Genomic DNA, 18400 nt, shown 5'->3' with positions numbered 1-18400 from the left:
TTAAAACACATCAAAATCAATGATTTACGTTAATTACTGTCGGCAATGGTAACTTACAAAGACGAGATTTAAAACAGAATGAACCGCTAGGCTAGAAACTCATAATCGCTTGGTCCGCAGTTCAAGTCTGCGAGGGGCCACCAGATTGAAGAAAGGCTGATAGGGAAACCTATCAGCCTTTTCTGTTTCTGAGCATTCTATTGCGTTATTCGTCCCATCATTAACGTCCTAGACACGTATCTCCGATACGTGCCGGTGCAACCTTGTCCAGAATCTGATTCAGCTCTTTCCAGTCGCTAGCCATTTTGCTCGCCTGAGCCTGAGTGAGCACCGAGCCGTATTTCGCCACGCGATCATCTTCGACCTTGGTGTAGTGGAAAATAGTCATATCAACGGATGCATCATCCTTGTAGGCTTTTTCCATATTCACGACATTCTTCTTGCTGTCGTCGACAAATACGACCTGACTGAATTTCTGATCGGTCTTATCAAGCACATACTTCAGCATGGTGCCCTTGTTCATGCCGGTCGTCATCATGATACCGTTAATGTAGCTTAACGCTCGCTTAGGATTGTCGATATACACAGGGATATCATCAGAGCCCTTTTCTTTGAGCGGAGATATCGTCATGTCATACTGATTTCGATACATCTCTCGCTCAGTTGCATAGCGGTAGTTCGGCGAACGCGACGTCAGTGCCATTACCGTCACCCCGCTGTCCTGCCAGCCTCGAACTGTTGCCGGAACATTATCTTCAATCGTTTTCATCGGAACCAACTCATACAGCAGGCCGATAGAGTCCTGAAATAAGCAATCAACCTTGGCGCCATCTGCCGGTTTCACATCCAGCTTTCCACGCTGCCACTGGTACCAAATGTCACCGCCAAGATCAGAGGTCGTTGTCAGCAGGGTATTATCGATATCAATCACCACCAAAGGATTTTCGGCCTTGGCGGTCAACGCGCTCACTTTGTCCGCAACGTCTTGAAATTTATCTGTCTCTTTTACAACAACGTCAGCAAAGGTGTTGGCAGCAAAAAGAAGAGTACACAGAGATGCTATTGTTCTTATTTTCATGGAATTCCCTTAACTTCAATCCATATGAATAAATGGGTTAATGATCAGAATACAGCTGACATAACAGAGAAACTGTTATGTTATAACATTTAAGCGAGCGGTAAGTATTTCTGATACAAAGAGAAATAAAACAGAGACAGATCACATTCAAATAAGAAGTTAGCGCAACATACCACGATGAATTTCCATTAAATCACACGCAAACGATAAACCAACAAATTACTTTAATACCAAAGTAGTATTTGGATGGATTAACCGGAAGCTGTTTCCTATATGAGGATCCATCACATATTAAAGCGGCTGCCATCATATAACTTGGCCGCCAGAAGCCAGGGTTCCACTCAACTCGGTACATTACAGAACCTTACCCTCCATGTTCAGACATGCCCTCAAGTACACCGGTCACACCCAATAAACCCTAAAAGCATATACGTAATGCCTTCAACGTTAATGCAATCGCCTTTAATACCTGAAAGGCTTATTTCATTTATAGTCACAGCAATAAACACACTGTTTACGTTAAAACACATTCAGTGCTTTTGATTTATTTTGGGGTTAGAAATAAATCAACTATTGATACACAACAAAAAAAATCTGTGAAATAAGTAGATAATCTCACCCTCAATAAAATCATTGATGAAAAGTTTGCGCATCATCACAAGGTGATAAAAGAATCGAGCTGTGCTATAATACTGAGCTTGTTTGTTAGCCAATTTTATGGCTGCTCGACACACTTTCGTCATGCTGGCATGAGAACATCTTTCAAGGACGGACGACATAAGCAAAACATGGACACAAGAGCTGCCTTATGAAAGCAACCCGATGCTTTCATAAGGCAATATTTTTGTAAAAAATTTGTATTATCACTTAGAACTGAACTCGAGAAGTTGCGTTTTTTTGATCTGGCCCGCAATTTGTAGGCGTATTTCAACATAAATGTACGTCCGTTTTCAGGTATAACTCTGTGATTCAAATTTCCCTTGGGTAAAAGTTCGTCCGGAGACAATCCTCAATGAAAAAGACTAAGATCGTATGTACGATTGGACCTAAAACTGAATCAGTAGAGATGCTAACTAAGCTGGCTAACGCTGGCATGAACGTTATGCGTCTTAACTTCTCGCACGGTGACTTCGCAGAGCACGGTCAGCGTATCAACAACCTGCGTGAAGTAATGGCAGCGACTGGCAAGCAACTTGCTGTTCTGCTTGACACAAAAGGTCCTGAGATCCGTACAATCAAGCTAGAAAACGGTCAAGACTTTTCTCTGGTTGCAGGCCAGGAGTTCACTTTCACTACAGACACTTCTGTTATCGGTAACCAAGACCGCGTGGCGGTAACTTACCCTGGTTTCGCTAAAGACCTGACTAAAGGCAACACTATCCTGGTTGACGACGGTCTGATCGAGATGGAAGTACTAGAAACAACTGAAACTGAAGTTAAGTGTAAAGTACTTAACAACGGTGACCTGGGCGAAAACAAAGGTGTTAACCTTCCAGGCGTTTCTGTAAAACTTCCTGCTCTTGCTGAAAAAGACAAAGCTGACCTTAAGTTCGGCTGTGAGCAAGGCGTTGACTTCGTTGCTGCTTCTTTCATCCGTAAAGCAGAAGACGTAAAAGAAATCCGCGAACTGCTAAATGCAAACGGCGGCGAGAAGATCCAGATCATCTCTAAGATCGAGAACCAGGAAGGTGTTGATAACTTCGACGCTATCTTAGAAGCTTCTGACGGTATCATGGTTGCTCGTGGTGACCTAGGTGTTGAGATCCCAGTTGAAGAAGTTATCTTCGCGCAGAAGATGATGATCGAGAAGTGTAACCGTGCACGTAAAGTGGTTATCACTGCAACTCAGATGCTTGACTCTATGATCAAGAACCCACGTCCAACTCGCGCAGAAGCGGGTGACGTTGCGAACGCAATCATGGACGGCACTGATGCAGTAATGCTTTCTGGTGAGTCTGCTAAGGGTAAATACCCAATCGAAGCTGTTACTATCATGGCTCAGATCTGTGAGCGTACTGATACAGCTCTTAAAGCCGAGCTAGGCTCTCGCCTGGACAGCTCTCGTCTTCGCATTACAGAAGCGGTATGTAAAGGCGCTGTAGACACTTCTGAGAAGCTAAACGCACCACTAATCGTTGTTGCGACCGAAGCTGGTAAGTCTGCGCGTTCTGTACGTAAGTACTTCCCAACTGCAAACATCCTAGCGGTAACAACTAACACTAAGACAGCTGCTCAGCTAGCACTGACTAAAGGTGTTACTCCTGTTGTTGTTGAATCTATCGACAGCACTGATGCTTTCTACGGCCGCGGTAAAGATCTAGCTCTTGAAACTGGCCTGGGCGCGAAAGGCGATATCGTTGTTATGGTATCTGGCGCGCTAGTACCTTCTGGTACAACTAACACAGCTTCAGTACACGTACTATAAGACGAATACTGAATCAAAGAAGGGAGCCCCTGAGGCTCCCTTTTTTTATCCCAGCACCGAGACGAAACAAGGTATTGCCCCCCAAGACCTGCCCTTTGATTTACTTATCGATGCTTTTAGCCGTCAATAATGATCAATAACTTACCTCAATAGTATAAATCTGTAGTGATAAGCTGAAACGACTCACAGAACCAAGGGTTCGCTGTCGCCCCACTGGTTTTTCCGTCGTATACTCACTTTGTAGCAGATTCCCGCAAGGTATAATTCCGAACGACCAAACTCTATTCTGGCTACGATTGGATTGGCTGATGCTTTTTTACCAATTAAATTCAATCAGCTACTACTAATACCCCCTAGGCGGTAATGCCTAGTATAAAAAACAATAAAAAAATGAGGAACGCAGTGTCTAGTCCTACTTTGACCAACAAAGTCATGGAAATGATCCGACAAGATATCTTGCTCGGTGAACTGGCTCCGGGACAAAAGCTTGTTGTTGCTGACTTAAAAGCCCGTTATGACGTCGGTGCCTCCCCTATCCGGGAAGCACTGGTACAACTGTCGTGGAAGAAATATGTTATTTTTGCCCCTCAGAAGGGCTGTTGGGTCGCACCCGTCTCCATTGCCGAGCTTGAAGAGCTATTTGAAACCAGTCAGCTTCTGTCTCAAGCCCTACTTGAGCGAGCGATGAAAAATGGCGATGAAGCTTGGGAGCTCAATATCCTGACCAGCTACCACAAACTCAGTCGAATCAATCCTGCAGACGCAGATGTCGATTTCAACGAATGGGAGAAACGCCATAGCGATTTCCACCTTGCCCTGCTGGAGGGAAGTCAGTCAACCGTCATGCTTGGGCTCTATCGTGATGTCTACGAGCAAATAGAACGCTATCGGCATATCTGGGTTAGCCAGACACGTCATTATGAGGAGCGTTATCATGACAACGGCGAACATGAAGCGATGATGAAGGCTGTACTCAGCCGCAATCACCATGAAGCGCAGGCGCTTCTAAGTACCCACTCACAACGTGCCATTGATATGATCAAAACCTATCTGTAAGTACTTACTCTTCGTACTTATATTTGCTTGCTAACACTCCATCATGACATCAGATCACCAGAAGATCTCTTTATGGTGAGTGTTTAGCAGCAGCACAGCCAACAAGAAGTACAGCGCACTGACATTAAATCCCAGCAAGAATAATCCAAGAGTGGTTAGCCTAACCAAAAATTTATTCACCATCGCCCCAACTCCTCTGCTACGCATGTTTCTCGCCAAACTGTCCGCTATCGCTACCGCGACTTAAGTCGAAGGCGGCAGCTGATATGACAGTTATGCGATAGCTATCAGGCAGTAACTCTCAAGCAAGATAAGCCCTCGACACCCAATATTTCATGCTATCACCTATTAGACTTTAGTCTAAGACGCAGAGCCTTTCCGGGCAAGTTGTCAGACTGAGGCTGACCGACAGCCAGGTTTTTATCGGCTCCAAATAGCACAAGCCCGGCTCAGGATCCCCGAGCCGGGCTTGATACAAAACAACTAACTGTCGTTCAGAGCGTTAGGCTTTCAGTGCCCGCTCTCCGCGAGCAATACCGACCACACCGCTTCGTGCCACTTCAACAATTTCAGTGGCTTCGGCGACGGCTGAAATAAACGCATCCAGCTTGTCGCTGGTTCCAGCCAGCTGAATGGTATAGATCTGGGTCGTCACATCGACAATCTGCCCCCGGAATATATCGGCAGTCCGCTTGACCTCCGCGCGGGCAAAGCCGCTCGCTTTCACCTTGACCAGCATCAGCTCACGCTCGACATGGTCCGTTTCGGTCACATTGCTGACTTTGAGAATATCAATCAATTTGTGCAGCTGCTTTTCGATTTGCTCGAGCGCAGCATCGTCTTCCACATTGGTGGTGATATTCAGCCTGGATAAGGTCGGATCATCAGTCGGTGCGACCGTCAGCGATTCAATGTTGTAGCCTCGCTGGGAAAACAGGCCGACAACCCGTGATAATGCGCCCGATTCATTTTCAAGTAGTACTGATACAATCCTGCGCATTATGTTCTCTCCGTTTTGCTTAGCCACATTTCACTCATTGAACCCCCACGAATCAGCATCGGGTACACATGTTCGGTCTCGTCCACACTGATATCGATAAAGACCAGCTTGTCTTTCATCGCCAGCGCTTTTTCCAGCTCGCTTTCCAGTTGGTTAGGATCAGAAATTCGGACCCCGACATGGCCATAGGCCTCGGCAATAGCGGCAAAGTCAGGTACGGAGTCCATATAGGAATGGGAGTGGCGTCCTTGGTAAATCATATCCTGCCACTGCTTCACCATACCCAGGAAGCGGTTGTTGAGGTTGATGATCTTAACCGGGATATCATACTGCAGCGCCGTGGACAGCTCCTGGATGTTCATCTGGATACTGCCATCACCGGTGACACAGACCACTTCGGCATCCGGCAACGCAAACTTCACGCCCATTGCAGCAGGCAGGCCAAAGCCCATGGTGCCCAGACCGCCGGAGTTAATCCAGCGACGTGGTTTGTCAAACGGGTAGTACAGCGCGGCAAACATCTGGTGCTGGCCAACATCAGATGCCACATAGGCATCACCGTCAGTCAGCTTATACAGAACCTCAATCACTTCCTGCGGCTTGATCCGCTCGCTGTTCTTGTTATAGCTCAGACACTTGCGAGCACGCCAGGACTCAATTTCACTCCACCAGCTATCAATCGCCTGCTCATCGCTGGTACCACTCTGGTCATCAAGCAGCTTAAGCATGCTATTAAGTACCGTATCAGCCGAGCCGACAATCGGGATATCCACCGCAATGGTTTTGGAAATCGAAGACGGATCAATATCAATGTGCATGATAGTGGCGTCAGGGCAGTACTTCTCGACGTTGTTGGTGGTCCGGTCATCAAAACGCACCCCGATGCCGAAGATCAGATCCGAATTGTGCATCGCCATATTGGCTTCATAGGTGCCGTGCATCCCCAGCATACCCAGACAGTTCTTGTGCGAGCCCGGGAAGGCGCCCAGCCCCATCAGGGTATTCACAACGGGAATGTTCAGCGATTCGGCCAGTTTCAGGATCTGCTCGCCGCAGTCAGACATAATGGCCCCGCCACCGACATACAATACCGGCTTCTTGGCTGCCAGCAAGGCTTTGACACCGCGCTTGATCTGCCCTTTGTGCCCCTGGGTCGTCGGATTGTACGAGCGCATCGCGATCGACTCGGGATACTTATAGGGATACGTTTCAGCCGGGTTCAGCATATCTTTAGGGATATCGATGACAACAGGGCCCGGTCGGCCGCTGGATGCGATGTAGAATGCTTTTTTGACGATATCCGGGATATCTTCAGGATTTTTAACAAGGAAGCTGTGCTTGACGACCGGGCGGGAGATCCCCACCATGTCACACTCCTGGAAGGCATCATTGCCGATCAGGTTACTCATTACCTGGCCGGAAAAAACCACCATTGGAATTGAGTCCATGTAGGCTGTCGCAATACCGGTAACCGCATTGGTTGCGCCGGGACCGGATGTAACCAGCACCACCCCGACTTCACCCGTTGCACGGGCATAACCGTCGGCCATGTGTACTGCAGCCTGTTCGTGACGGACGAGAACGTGTTCAATATCGCTTTTCTCATGCAGGGCATCGTAGATATCAAGCACCGAGCCGCCAGGGTATCCGAAGATATGTTTTACGCCTTGATCGATCATCGAGCGAACGATCATGTCAGCGCCGGACAACATTTCCATATTTCTTGCCTCCAGGTCGCGTATATCATCCCATATAGCTAATTCTCCGGACCCAACCCAGCGACTGTAACCTGTTCAATGCCGTAAACCGCAGGAGTCAGTGACGCGTTTACAGAAAGAGACAGTATGGGTAGCACAATCGCCTTATCGTGGCCGGACTTTGAGGTGTTTACACCACGTCAATTAGCTATACGGGCTGATATAACATAGTTAGGGCTTATTTTTAGCCTAAATTGAAATCATGTTTACTTCTTCATGCTATGTGAGCCGCTGCCTGCCATAACAAACAACGGTAACCCGCAACAACTGTAACGCTTTTTTATCAATCAAGTCTATTGGCTAAAAGCAGTTCACATTATTCCTCTGCAACAGGGTGAAATACGTCAGCTTCCTTCGGCCGGAGAGCTACGCAATAGAGATCATGGGCTGAATATAATGCAACAATGAGAAGATTCATCTGAAGGGAAAGGAAAAGATAAAGGCGAAACCAGGGGCTCTTGGCACAGCGACTCTTGGTTCCCACGGCTATAGAGGAATAACAGGGGCGAATAAAACACAAAAGGAGCCCGAAGGCTCCTTTGTACAGAGGGTTGCAAGGCGGTATCAGTGGTGTCTCACCGACTTTTTATGACTTTCTTCATACATCCGCTCAATTTCCTGATGATAACGGTCCTGGATCACCTTACGGCGCAGTTTCTGCGTCGGAGTCAGCTCTCCCTTGTCCATCGAGAATGCTATCGGCAGCAAGGTGAACTTTTTCACCTGTTCGAAGCGGGCCAAGTCCTTCTGCAGTTCCACCACTCGCTTCTCGATCAGCTCCACGATCTGGCTGTGCTTAACCAGTTCAAGGCGATCCTGGTATTTGATGTTGAGCTCACGAGCATGCTCTTCCAGCGTCTCGAAGCACGGGACGATCAGGGCCGAGACGAACTTGCGGGTATCGGCAATTACGGCAATCTGCTCGATAAAGTGATCTTTACCAATAGCGCCTTCTATCACCTGCGGCGCAATATACTTACCGCCCGAGGTTTTCATCAGCTCCTTGATGCGATCGGTGATAAACAGGTTGCCAGCCTCGTCGAACTCACCGGCATCACCTGTTTTCAGGAAGCCGTCTTCCGTGAAGTTCTTGGCAGTCTCTTCCGGCATCTTGTAATAACCGCGCATGACCATCGGACCACGGACCAGGATTTCGCTATTGTCACCAATCTTGACCTCGGCGCCCGGCATCGGTATCCCGATAGAGTCCGGGTTAAAACAGGTGTCGTCCCAGCAGGAAACAGTGGCCGTGGTTTCGGTCATGCCGTAGCCCAGCTTGACGTTAACGCCAATGGCATGGAAGAAACGGCCGATACTGGCATCAAGCTTGGCACCACCACACGGCATAAACTTGATCTGACCGCCGAGAATTTCACGCAGCTTCGACAGCACCAGCTTGTCCGCCAGCTTGTAGCTCTTTTTGAGCATCAGCGAAGGTTTACGCTGCTGCTGACGACACAGGGCCATCCGCGCCCCCATATTCACCGCCCAGGTGAAAATCACCTTGCGATGGAAAGGCGCTTTCGCCACCTTATCGTGAACCGCCGAATAGATTTTTTCATACACCCGCGGTACCGCAGACATGACGTTCGGTTTCACGTCTACCAAGGTTTCTTTCAGCTTATTGGTATCTGACAGATAGCAGTTTACACCGCCACGGTGCAGTACGTAGAAGGTCCAGGCACGCTCGAATACATGAGACAGCGGCAGGAAGCAAAGCGACGTATCCCCCTCATCCAGAGCAAGATTGGTATCATGGCCTTCCAGCTGCGAGCCAATGTTCGCGTAATCCAGCATGACCCCTTTCGGCGTCCCTGTGGTACCCGAGGTATAGATCAGGGTCAGCAGGTCGTCCATTGCCGCCTGTTCGAGGCGCTGTGCCAATTCAGTTTCGCTCTCAGCAGAGGCTTCGCTAGCAGCCTGGCCAGCAAAGTCATGGTAGCGACAAACTAAAGGATGATCGGCCAGCTCGACAGCATCAGACATTACGACGATACGCTCTAGCTGCGGGCATTCTGCGATTATTTCTAACGCTGCATCATGCTGGGCCTGCTCGCCGACAAACAGAATACGAACATCGGCATTATTGATGATATAGGCAGCCTGCTGCGGCGTGCTGGTCGGGTAGATAGGCACGGTGACGCAACGGTTATAGAGGGCAGCAAAATCTGCAATGGTCCAGCGCGGCATGTTGTTGGAGAAAATACCGACCTTGTCCTGGACATTCAGCCCCTGGCTAAGCATTGCCAGGGCAAGTTGGTGGATCTGCTCACCAAACTCCGTCCAACTTATATCCTGCCACTGGTCCCCGACCTGATGACGCAATGCCACCCGATCACCCAAACGGGCAATCTGGGCACGAATTCGATTTACGATATGAAAATCACGTTCAGCCATAACTACTCTGCCATTCTGGCTTACACCTGTAAGCCTATTAGAGATAGCGAAGTCTACAGTCGGCACCAGAAAAGGCAACTCTAAAGCGGTATATTTTATTTTTTATGTCGTGGCGATCCCAGTCCCTATCCCTGTCGGTACAGGCCTGATACGAGTTATTAAAAGAAATAATACAAAATGTAAGAAATTATGGTCGCCGGGCAGGAGGCGGGGCCCGGCGATCACAAGAAGCCAGCAGGCGCTGGCTTCTTAAACAGTGGTTAATTGTGGTTAGTACGAGCTGTCACCACAGACGTTCAGCAGTTGATCTCGCATCCAGATATGACCTTTGTCTTTCTGAGACGATTCATGCCAGCTCAGGTAACCGCAGATTTTCGCCGATTCAAACGGTAGCGGCAGAATTTTCAGCTGCTGCGACTGGGCAGCCGACTCCGCCAGCCAACGCGGCATAACCGCAATCAAATCAGACTGGCCAGCCACATACATAATGTTGCTCAGGCTCGCGCCCTGGTAGGCTTCATGGTACGAATTGTGCTGGTTATAAATATGATCCGCGAACAGCTTGACGCCCGGAATCGACTTCAGCACCGCGTGTTTCTCTGCCGCAAACTCAGCCTCGGTGATCGTATCGCCAATACGCGGGTGGTTACCGGCCGCAATCACAACCAGTTCGTCACTGAACAGCTCGGTGCTGCAAAAACCCGGCTCGTCAAAGCGTACATAGTCAATCACAAAGTCAACTTCCTGATAGCGCATCTTCTGGGCAAGTTCAGCATCCAGTTCGGCTTCTAGCTGCATACGCAGGTTAGGTGCCTGCTCGGCCACGTTAGTTAAAATACGCGGGGCAAAGCGCATGTCCGACGGGCTGCAAATCGCCAGCTTGAAAGTACGGTTTGACGTCTCTGGTGAAAAGATAGAAGACGGCAGTTCATTTTTTACCAACTGGAGCGCCTGACGCACCGGACCAAACAACTGCTTCGCACGTTGGGTTGGCTGGATCCCACGGCCATGACGGATAAACAACTCATCATTGAACATCACTTTCAGACGCGCCACAGCGTTACTTACCGCAGGCTGCGACATACCCAGATTATGGGCAGCACGGGTAATGTTTTGCTCTTGCATCACCGCATCAAATACAGTCAGAAGGTTAAGGTCAACACTTCTTAGATTTGACTCCATTCTATAGCTATCAGTCGGATGAATAGATGAAGTTTTTCGCGTCATATTTTGCCTCTACTTGAATTAAATTTGGGGCAAAATCCGTTATGCCACCGCTGAATAAAAGAGCATCTCCTCTGCTCCTACCACTGTCCCCCCTTTTCGGGATGCGGCCAGTATTATTCAAATAGATTGACGAAACCAATAGGCGAAACTCAGCAAATGTAAAGACTTATAAGCAAACACTAAAATTCAGAATACAAACCAAACAAAATCAACACCTTAAGCCAGATATAAAAAGTTATAAAATCTCTATAAATTAAATAAAGGCGTAATTATAAGCAAAAAATGACGCCTTATTGAGCAATTAATCACCGCATCCATTCAACTAAAAAAGCCACTTTACGACTTATCAATAAGTCCCAGTGATTGAAAATATACCCTTCTCGACTTCCTGAGATGAGTCAAACTCGACCATTAAATCATGCACCAAATCAGGAAACTCAACCTGCTGCCAGAGCCGCCGCCATAATTCATCACAGTTATACCAATCACCGGCAATCACCCAGCGTGCGATCGCCTGGGCAACATCGGGAATTTTGACCTTCCCGGCCGCGTCTGTGTCCAGCCACAGACGAACAGCAGCAGGGTCAAGATGGACCATCGACATCGCCAGTCCCATTTGCTCCAGCGTTGCCACGTTGCTCTGCTGTTCGTACTGCCCCTGTAATGGCTTTAGCAATAATTTTTTTCCCAACCCGATGGCTTCAGACGGCAGCTCGAAACCGCCATTGGCAATTACCCCGGCGCAGCGTTGCAAACGGTAATGAAAGCTTTCCCGGCTCAATGCCCTGATACTGATATTTTCCAGCTCCTGATCGTCGGTGGCGGCAGGGTGATAGCAATAAAAGTGCTGCTGGGAGAAACGCGATAACAATGCCAATACCTTGCCCAGCTCTTCAAAGGGCAAATAGACCAATACACTGCCGTCATTGCGGATCTGGCTACTATGGGTTGGCGGCACTATGGGCGGCAGGATCATATGTCCGAAGTGGTGCCAGTGCAGCCCTAGCTGCTGTGAGGTCGGGGCAAAATTGCGGGTGATCAGGCGATCGCTCCATCCTTCACCCTTCTTGGGAACCGGGTGCAGGAAAGCGCTTTGGTGGCTGATCCCGATGCTATGTACCTTTTGCCGCTTAGCCGCCCATGCTGTCACCGGCTCAAAATCATTCAGTACGACATCATACCGGCTCAAATCCAAGACCTTTACATCCTGCAGGAACTTGGCCGGGTGATTTTGCGTCACGGTTTTCCATTGGTTGAGCTGGCCATTTTCAGTCACGAAGGTCAGACCGCGACGAGTCTGATAGTTCCCGAAACAGGCCATATCAAAGTAGTGCTCCGGCGGCCTGCCGGAGAACAGGTAGTCCACCTCGACATCTAGCTGGCTAAAGGCCCGTGCCATTTCCCGGGCCCGTGAAATATGACCATTGCCGGTACCCTGTACGCCGTAAAGAATCTTCATAATGCCCCCTGAACGAAATCGAAGCAGATCAGTCCGAGCAATGCGCCCGCCACAATATCACTGATAAAATGCACCCCGAGCAGTACCCGGGACAAACCGACAAGTGCCGCCCATGGCCACACGAGCCATGCCACTGCCGGATAAAACGCCGAGATAAGCGAGGCCATGATGAACGCGGCAGCCGTGTGTCCGGAGGGCAAACTGTATTTATCGGAGGGTTTGATAAAGCTCGGCAGGTGACTGGGCCGACTGCGCTTGAATGCGTTTTTAAGCAACCAATAAACCGGCAGCTCGATCAGAAATACCAGCAAACCGAGAACGAGCACCTGACTGCCTTGCTGTTCGTCGGCCAGCCATACCGTCATGCCGAAAACGGCATACAGCGGGCCGTCTCCCGAACGAGAAACCGCCCGGCTCATAGCTGCCACCTGATAATTAAACCGATGACACAGGCAAAGAGTAGAAAAGGCGTTATCAAAACGCTGTATCGGTGCGAGAACGGCCATCATTGAGTCCTTTACTGATTAATTTATCGCCAGACTAAAAAAGCGAGATGACAATGCCGTGACGTTTTCAAGGAGGCTCAATGACAAAGCACGCCAGTGTGAAAGCCAGACCAGACAGCAGACAATAAAAAAACGGGACCAACAGGTCCCGTTTGTGAGTGCGATGGCAATACCGGTCTAGGCCGGCACAAGTTCCTCGTGCTTTCGCACCAGATTGAAATCGGCAAGAATGGCGTAGGCCGCCGGGATCATAAACAGCACCAGCAGGGTCGAGGTAAAGATCCCGAATACGATTGATATTACCAGCGGCTGGATCACCTGTGCCTGCAGGCTGGTTTCCAGCAGCAGCGGCAGCAACCCGGCCGCCGTCGTCAGGGACGTCAGGAACACGGCACGAAAACGCTCCCGGCTCGCTTTCACCACGGCATCATGCACGCTGTCACCATCATCGACATGGTGGCGGATATACTGCACCAGCAAGATAGAGTCATTGACGACGACCCCGGCAAGGGAAACGAAGCCCATGATACTGGGCATGCTCAGGGCAAAGCCCAGTAACCAGTGCCCCCAGAAAACGCCAATCAGGGCCAGCGGGATCGCCAGCAACACCACGAACGGCTCCAGGTAGCTTCGGAACTGGTAGCTGAGGATCACAAACACCCCGAAGATACCCAGCATAAAACCAATCCCCATCGACTGACCGGTTTGCGCCGTATCTTTGGCCTCGCCTTCAAAATCAAACCGCAGGCCCGGATATGCTTGCTGCAACTCGGGCATCAGGCGATTACGGAACTGGCGGGTAATTTCTGTCGAGCTGATCTTGCTGCTATCAAGATCGGCAAACACACTCAGCGTCCGGACCCCGTTGATCCGCTGAATACGGACAAAGTTACGCTGATATTCCAACACGGCAATCGAGGCTAGCGGGATCTGGCTGCCATCGCCCAGGATCACCGGGAAGCTTGCCAGCGTCTGGAGGTTGGCCGCTTCCTGCTTGTCAAAGCGCACCTCGACCTCGATATTCTCTGGGCCAATCTGAATTTCATCAGCAGTCTGGCCAAAGTAGGCCGCCCGCAGCTGAGACGCTATCATCTGGCCGTCAATGCCGAAGCTTTCGGCCCCCGGGCGCAGTTTGACCAGTACCTCCTGCTTGCCCATCCGCATGTCATCCAGCACACCGGATACACCATCAAACTCATTCAGAAACTGCTGCAGTTCAATCGAAGCGCCCTTGAGCATCTCAAGATCGTCATGCTGCATCCGAATCTCGACCGCCCGGCCACCCGGCCCGACCATCGGCTGCTTGAAGACCATGGACACCGGCGCAGCAATCACCCCGACTTCCTCACGCCAGGCAGCAATAAACTCATCGATCAGGCTATTGCGCGATTCAGCGCCCAGCATATCCAGCCTTACCGTGGCGACATGCGGGCCGTTTTCATCAGCATCGGCATTGAAGTTATATTGCGCAGTAATATGCTCGACCAGCTTCTGCCCGCCTTCCCGCTCGTCACTCCACTCACGGTTAAGCTTTTCAGCGGCCGTGATGATTTCATCGACCACCAGTTCGGTCTGGGCCAATGACGCTCCCGGCGGCAGGATCACCCGGGCTTCGGCAATATCACCGTCAAGCTCAGGGAAGCCGACAAACTTCAGCGCGCCGCCGGCAAGCAGGGAGAAAGAAATCAACAGCATCGCAATCACGCTGCCCAGAAACAGGTAGCGCCAGCGCACCACGGCATCTACCGCAGTCACCAACTGGTTGTGACGGAATGTCTCAAAGCGCTTGAGAAAACGGGCCTTGAATGCCAGCGGCGGCCGCTCATGCCTGCCTCTTGCCTGCTGCTTTTGCAGCGAATGGCTCAGGTGGTTAGGCAGGATAAGGAAAGCTTCAACCAGGCTGATGGTCAGCACCAGGATCAGCACCATAGGTACCACCTTGAGAACGGCCCCCATTTCCCCTTCCAAAAACAACAAGCTACCAAAGATACATACTGTTGTGAGATAAGAGGAAAGCACTCCGGGGAAGACTTTCTTTACCCCTTCAGAGACGGCATCGGGGATCGTCAGCCCTCGCTCGAGGTGGGCAGCAATCGATTCAGCAATCACGATGGCATCATCCATCATGATACCAATCGCCATAAGCAGAGCGACCAACGACATGATGTTAATCGACAAACCAAGGCCAGCCATCAGGAACAGGCTGCCCAGAAAGGCCACCGGCAACCCGGCGGCTACCCAGAACGAATAGCGGAAAGTGAAAAACAGCCACATGGTAGCAAATACCAGCACCACCCCCTGCCAGCCATTTTTCACCATCATGGTCAGGCGATCCCACAAGACCGAGGAGATATCATTGGTCAGGTTAAGCGTGACGCCGGTCGGGGCGATTTGGTTCTCATCCTCGACAAACTGCACCACCCGCTCTTTGATCCGCAAGGCATCATCTGCCTTGTTCTTGCTGATCTTCAGCAGCGCCGACGGCTGGCCGTCGAACAGCACTTTTTGTTCATCCAGCTCGAACCGGTCGGTAATGGTTGCAATATCTCCCAGCCGCAGCAGGGCACCGTCGCTGTCGGCACCGATCACGGTGCTGGCCAGCGTGTCCGGAGTGATCTTCTGCTCATCGAACCGGATCAACAGGTTTTTCTCCGCCAGCTCTATGTTACCGCTGGGAAGCTTCAAGTTCTGGCGGGACAGACGATCGGCAATATCACCGACACTGAGGCCCAACTGGCGCAGCGGGGCTTCTTTCAGCTCCACCCGGAGCTGGTGATCGGAGAAACCGGCCACTTCAACCAGTGACACCCCGTAATCCAGCTTCAGCTTACGTTTCAGCTGCTCGGCGTAGGCCTTCAGGTGCGGCCAGCTGGTATCGGCACTGATAGCCACATCAACGACGGGCTCGTTCCAGTCCAGCTCGCGGACTATCGGTGATTCGATTTGCGTCGGGAAGTCATTGATGGCGTTAATTTGGGTCTGGACATCCACCAGCATCCGCGACACCACATCACTACTGGTTAGCTTGAGGACCAACGAAGCCGAACCCTCTACTGCCTCACAGCGGGTCTCCTCGATATTCGCCAACCCATCGACCGCATCTTCCATCCGCATACAGATGCTCTCTTCGACTTCCTGCGGCGAAGCCCCCGGATACACGACTGAAGCAATAATGTAAGGCGGCGAGAATTCAGGAAACGTTTCCCGCTTGATCTGCGGCAGGGAGACCAGGCCGAAAATCAGCAGGGCCAGCATCAACAGGTTGGCTGCTGTCGGATGACGAGAAAAATAACGGATCATAACGCAGGCTCCTCATCCTTCTGGCTTGCCCCGTCACTGTCTTGCTGACTCGTCTCTGTCACTGCCAGGCCATTGCGAGTAACCACCTGAAGTGCCATGCCGGAGACCGCCGGCAGCAGATCATTGACCACAAGCAGCTGCCGGGATGAAAGCTCACCCGCGATAGCAACCTTGCCAGCCCGGCGGAACAGCACGGTAACCGGCTGGATCTGCAACGTATTGTTCTCTGCAACCAGGTAAATATTATCACCATGCAGTGCCCGCTCCGGGATCACCCAGTGGGCATTATCCTGACCAGACAAACGCGCCTCGACAAACATGCCGTTGACCAATGGCGGCGCATCTTCCGGGGAAAGCTGACTGTAATCCTGATCCACCTCGAGGATCACCCCGACCGTGGCCTGATTGGCACTGACGGTATCACTGATCCGGGTAACCTTTGCTGGCCATTGTTGCAAGAAGCTACCGCTGGAGAGCTGGATACTCGCCGTCAGATCCAGCTGATCAGCCCGCGGACGACCATCGGCATGTGCCGTATACTGGGTCAGGCTCGATGCCAGTACCTGCATATCATGGAGCGCAACCTGGGCATCGATTTCCACGGTGTCGATCCCGTGGGCAATTACCATACTTTGCTGGGCATTGACGACCTGATCCTGCTCGATATCGACACTGGAGATCCGGGCATCCACCGGCAGAGTGATCACGGTTTTCTCCAGCGAGCGCCTGGCCTCGGCAACCCGAGACTGGTTAACTTCCAGCTGTGCAACGGTGACTTTGCGTTCATTCGGCAGCACAATCAGCTGATTCTCGATATCCTGAACCACCTTCTGGCTGGCGAGAGTATTTTGCAACTCTAAATCGACAGCAGACTGCGAGGTTAATCCCTTGCCACGCAGCTCTTTCTTGCGGGTCAGTTCTTTTTGGCTGATAGCCAACCGGTTTTTCTCAATCTTCAGCGTCAATTTCAGGTTCTGTTCTTCCTGGGCCAACTTGGCTAGCTGAGCCTGACTTGAACTGACATCCGCTTCGGCCTGGGCCAGACGGAGTTCGTAATCCAGGGGATCAATTTTCAGCAAGGTCGTACCGGCATCCAACACCCGGCCTTTTTCCAGCCCGGGATGACGATATACCACTTTGCCGGACACCTCGGCAATGGCCTGCCACTCCACTTTGGGTTTCACCCGGCCAAACCCGGTGACCACAGGGGCCAGGGGCAGTTGCTGCAGGCTAATCACATCGACAGGCCGCGCCTTGTTCAACACCGGCTTCACTGCCGGGGTCGAGCGCAGATTAATCGCCAGCGCCAACACGGCCACACCAACCAGTATCGCCGGCAGAATCAATAGTTTTCTATTAAGCTTCATCATTGGTACGGCCCCCCTGCGCTAAAATACCGTGAAGCAACACATCGACATTGTGATCAGCAAGTTCCATCAGCCACTCTTCATTTAATTCAATCCCTTGCAGCCCAAGCAGAGCCGGCGGGGCCAGAAACGGAAAGACCATCATGCTGATAAAGGTCATCCTTGCCTTTTTCGGCGACACATCATCGCGTAATATTCCGGCACGGCTCATCTGCTCCAACATTAAATCTTCTGCCGGAAACGCAATTTCACTGAAAATCTTTTCCATGGAACGCCGCTGCAAGTCTCCGGGCTCCATCATCATCGTACGTACAATCAATTTCGGTAGATCAGGACTTGGTGCCATGATCCGGTAATAGGTCCGCATCAGATCGCCCACACTATCCACATCGCCGACACTGATCACCCGCTTTAACTGGGCACGGATCGGCTCCAGTGTTTCACGTAACATGGTCTCGAACAGGCCAGCCTTGTTCCCGAAGTAATAACGGATCAACGCCACATTGACATCAGCCCGGGACGCAATCATCCGGGTCGATACTTTGCTGTAGGGAAGAGCGACAAAAAGCTTTCTCGCCTCTGTTATCAACCTCTCCCGCGCATCAGAATCCCCGCTGGGGCGACCTGCTTTTCCCGACATAATGCCTTCTATCGCTCATGTTAATTAATCACCTGATTAATAATCTACTTCATACTTCTGCCTTGGCTGTAACGAATTTATTCACACCAAATTAATCATTTGATTAATTTTATATCAGCGAGAAATTTCTGCCGTTATCCCCTTCACACCGGCACACTGTTAACAAATCGGGTAGCTCCCCGAATCAG

13 protein-coding genes are annotated in these 18400 nt (G+C 50.7%); 2 read left to right on the top strand and 11 right to left on the bottom strand.

Annotated elements, in window-relative coordinates:
* Positions 1–220: 220 nt before the first annotated feature.
* Positions 221–1078 carry a DUF2608 domain-containing protein gene (locus EIZ48_RS12760; protein ID WP_160651904.1) on the bottom strand — a complete coding sequence of 286 codons (858 nt, stop codon included), beginning with the start codon at positions 1076–1078 and terminating at the stop codon, positions 221–223.
* 1012 nt (positions 1079–2090) lie between these two features.
* Between EIZ48_RS12760 and pykF the strand changes: the two genes are divergently transcribed.
* Both pykF and EIZ48_RS12750 read left to right on the top strand, forming a co-directional pair.
* Positions 2091–3503, top strand: a complete 1413-nt coding sequence (gene pykF / locus EIZ48_RS12755; protein ID WP_160651901.1) for a pyruvate kinase PykF — start codon at positions 2091–2093, stop codon at positions 3501–3503.
* A 390-nt stretch (positions 3504–3893) separates the two neighbouring features.
* A complete protein-coding gene (locus EIZ48_RS12750) occupies positions 3894–4559 on the top strand; it encodes a GntR family transcriptional regulator (protein WP_192928564.1) in 666 nt (221 codons plus the stop codon).
* A 54-nt stretch (positions 4560–4613) separates the two neighbouring features.
* Here EIZ48_RS12750 and EIZ48_RS29730 read toward each other — a convergent pair whose 3' ends face one another.
* The 10 genes from EIZ48_RS29730 to EIZ48_RS12705 all read right to left on the bottom strand — a co-directional run bounded on the left by EIZ48_RS29730 (position 4614) and on the right by EIZ48_RS12705 (position 18212).
* Positions 4614–4742 (bottom strand): hypothetical protein, encoded by a 129-nt coding sequence (locus tag EIZ48_RS29730; protein WP_255724956.1) that lies wholly within the window; start codon positions 4740–4742, stop codon positions 4614–4616.
* 319 nt (positions 4743–5061) lie between these two features.
* Positions 5062–5559, bottom strand: a complete 498-nt coding sequence (ilvN, locus tag EIZ48_RS12745; RefSeq protein WP_075763546.1) for an acetolactate synthase small subunit — start codon at positions 5557–5559, stop codon at positions 5062–5064.
* Positions 5559–7277 carry an acetolactate synthase 3 large subunit gene (locus EIZ48_RS12740; protein ID WP_160651898.1) on the bottom strand — a complete coding sequence of 573 codons (1719 nt, stop codon included), beginning with the start codon at positions 7275–7277 and terminating at the stop codon, positions 5559–5561. The genes ilvN and EIZ48_RS12740 overlap by 1 nt, the downstream gene beginning before the upstream one ends.
* A gap of 603 nt (positions 7278–7880) precedes the next feature.
* Positions 7881–9713 (bottom strand): AMP-dependent synthetase/ligase, encoded by a 1833-nt coding sequence (locus EIZ48_RS12735; protein WP_160651895.1) that lies wholly within the window; start codon positions 9711–9713, stop codon positions 7881–7883.
* Between the two features lie 270 nt (positions 9714–9983).
* Positions 9984–10940, bottom strand: coding sequence for a transcriptional regulator LeuO (gene leuO, locus EIZ48_RS12730; RefSeq protein WP_160651892.1), 957 nt, complete (start codon positions 10938–10940; stop codon positions 9984–9986).
* A 346-nt stretch (positions 10941–11286) separates the two neighbouring features.
* Positions 11287–12399 carry an MJ1255/VC2487 family glycosyltransferase gene (locus tag EIZ48_RS12725; protein ID WP_160651889.1) on the bottom strand — a complete coding sequence of 371 codons (1113 nt, stop codon included), beginning with the start codon at positions 12397–12399 and terminating at the stop codon, positions 11287–11289.
* Complete coding sequence (locus EIZ48_RS12720; RefSeq protein WP_160651886.1) at positions 12396–12905, bottom strand: phosphatase PAP2 family protein; 510 nt, start codon at positions 12903–12905, stop codon at positions 12396–12398. The genes EIZ48_RS12725 and EIZ48_RS12720 overlap by 4 nt, the downstream gene beginning before the upstream one ends.
* 177 nt (positions 12906–13082) lie before the next feature.
* Positions 13083–16205, bottom strand: coding sequence for an efflux RND transporter permease subunit (locus EIZ48_RS12715; protein ID WP_160651884.1), 3123 nt, complete (start codon positions 16203–16205; stop codon positions 13083–13085).
* On the bottom strand, positions 16202–17572 hold the full coding sequence (locus EIZ48_RS12710; protein WP_160652076.1) for an efflux RND transporter periplasmic adaptor subunit: 1371 nt from the start codon (positions 17570–17572) through the stop codon (positions 16202–16204). The genes EIZ48_RS12715 and EIZ48_RS12710 overlap by 4 nt, the downstream gene beginning before the upstream one ends.
* Positions 17562–18212, bottom strand: coding sequence for a TetR/AcrR family transcriptional regulator (locus EIZ48_RS12705; RefSeq protein ID WP_160651882.1), 651 nt, complete (start codon positions 18210–18212; stop codon positions 17562–17564). Before EIZ48_RS12705 ends, EIZ48_RS12710 begins: the two co-directional genes overlap by 11 nt.
* Positions 18213–18400 lie beyond the last annotated feature (188 nt).

The organism is Photobacterium alginatilyticum (assembly GCF_009910675.1).
GTDB lineage: Bacteria > Pseudomonadota > Gammaproteobacteria > Enterobacterales > Vibrionaceae > Photobacterium > Photobacterium alginatilyticum.
The sequence above is the reverse complement of the archived record's forward strand: the minus strand, read 5'-3'. Positions and strand labels throughout refer to the sequence as shown.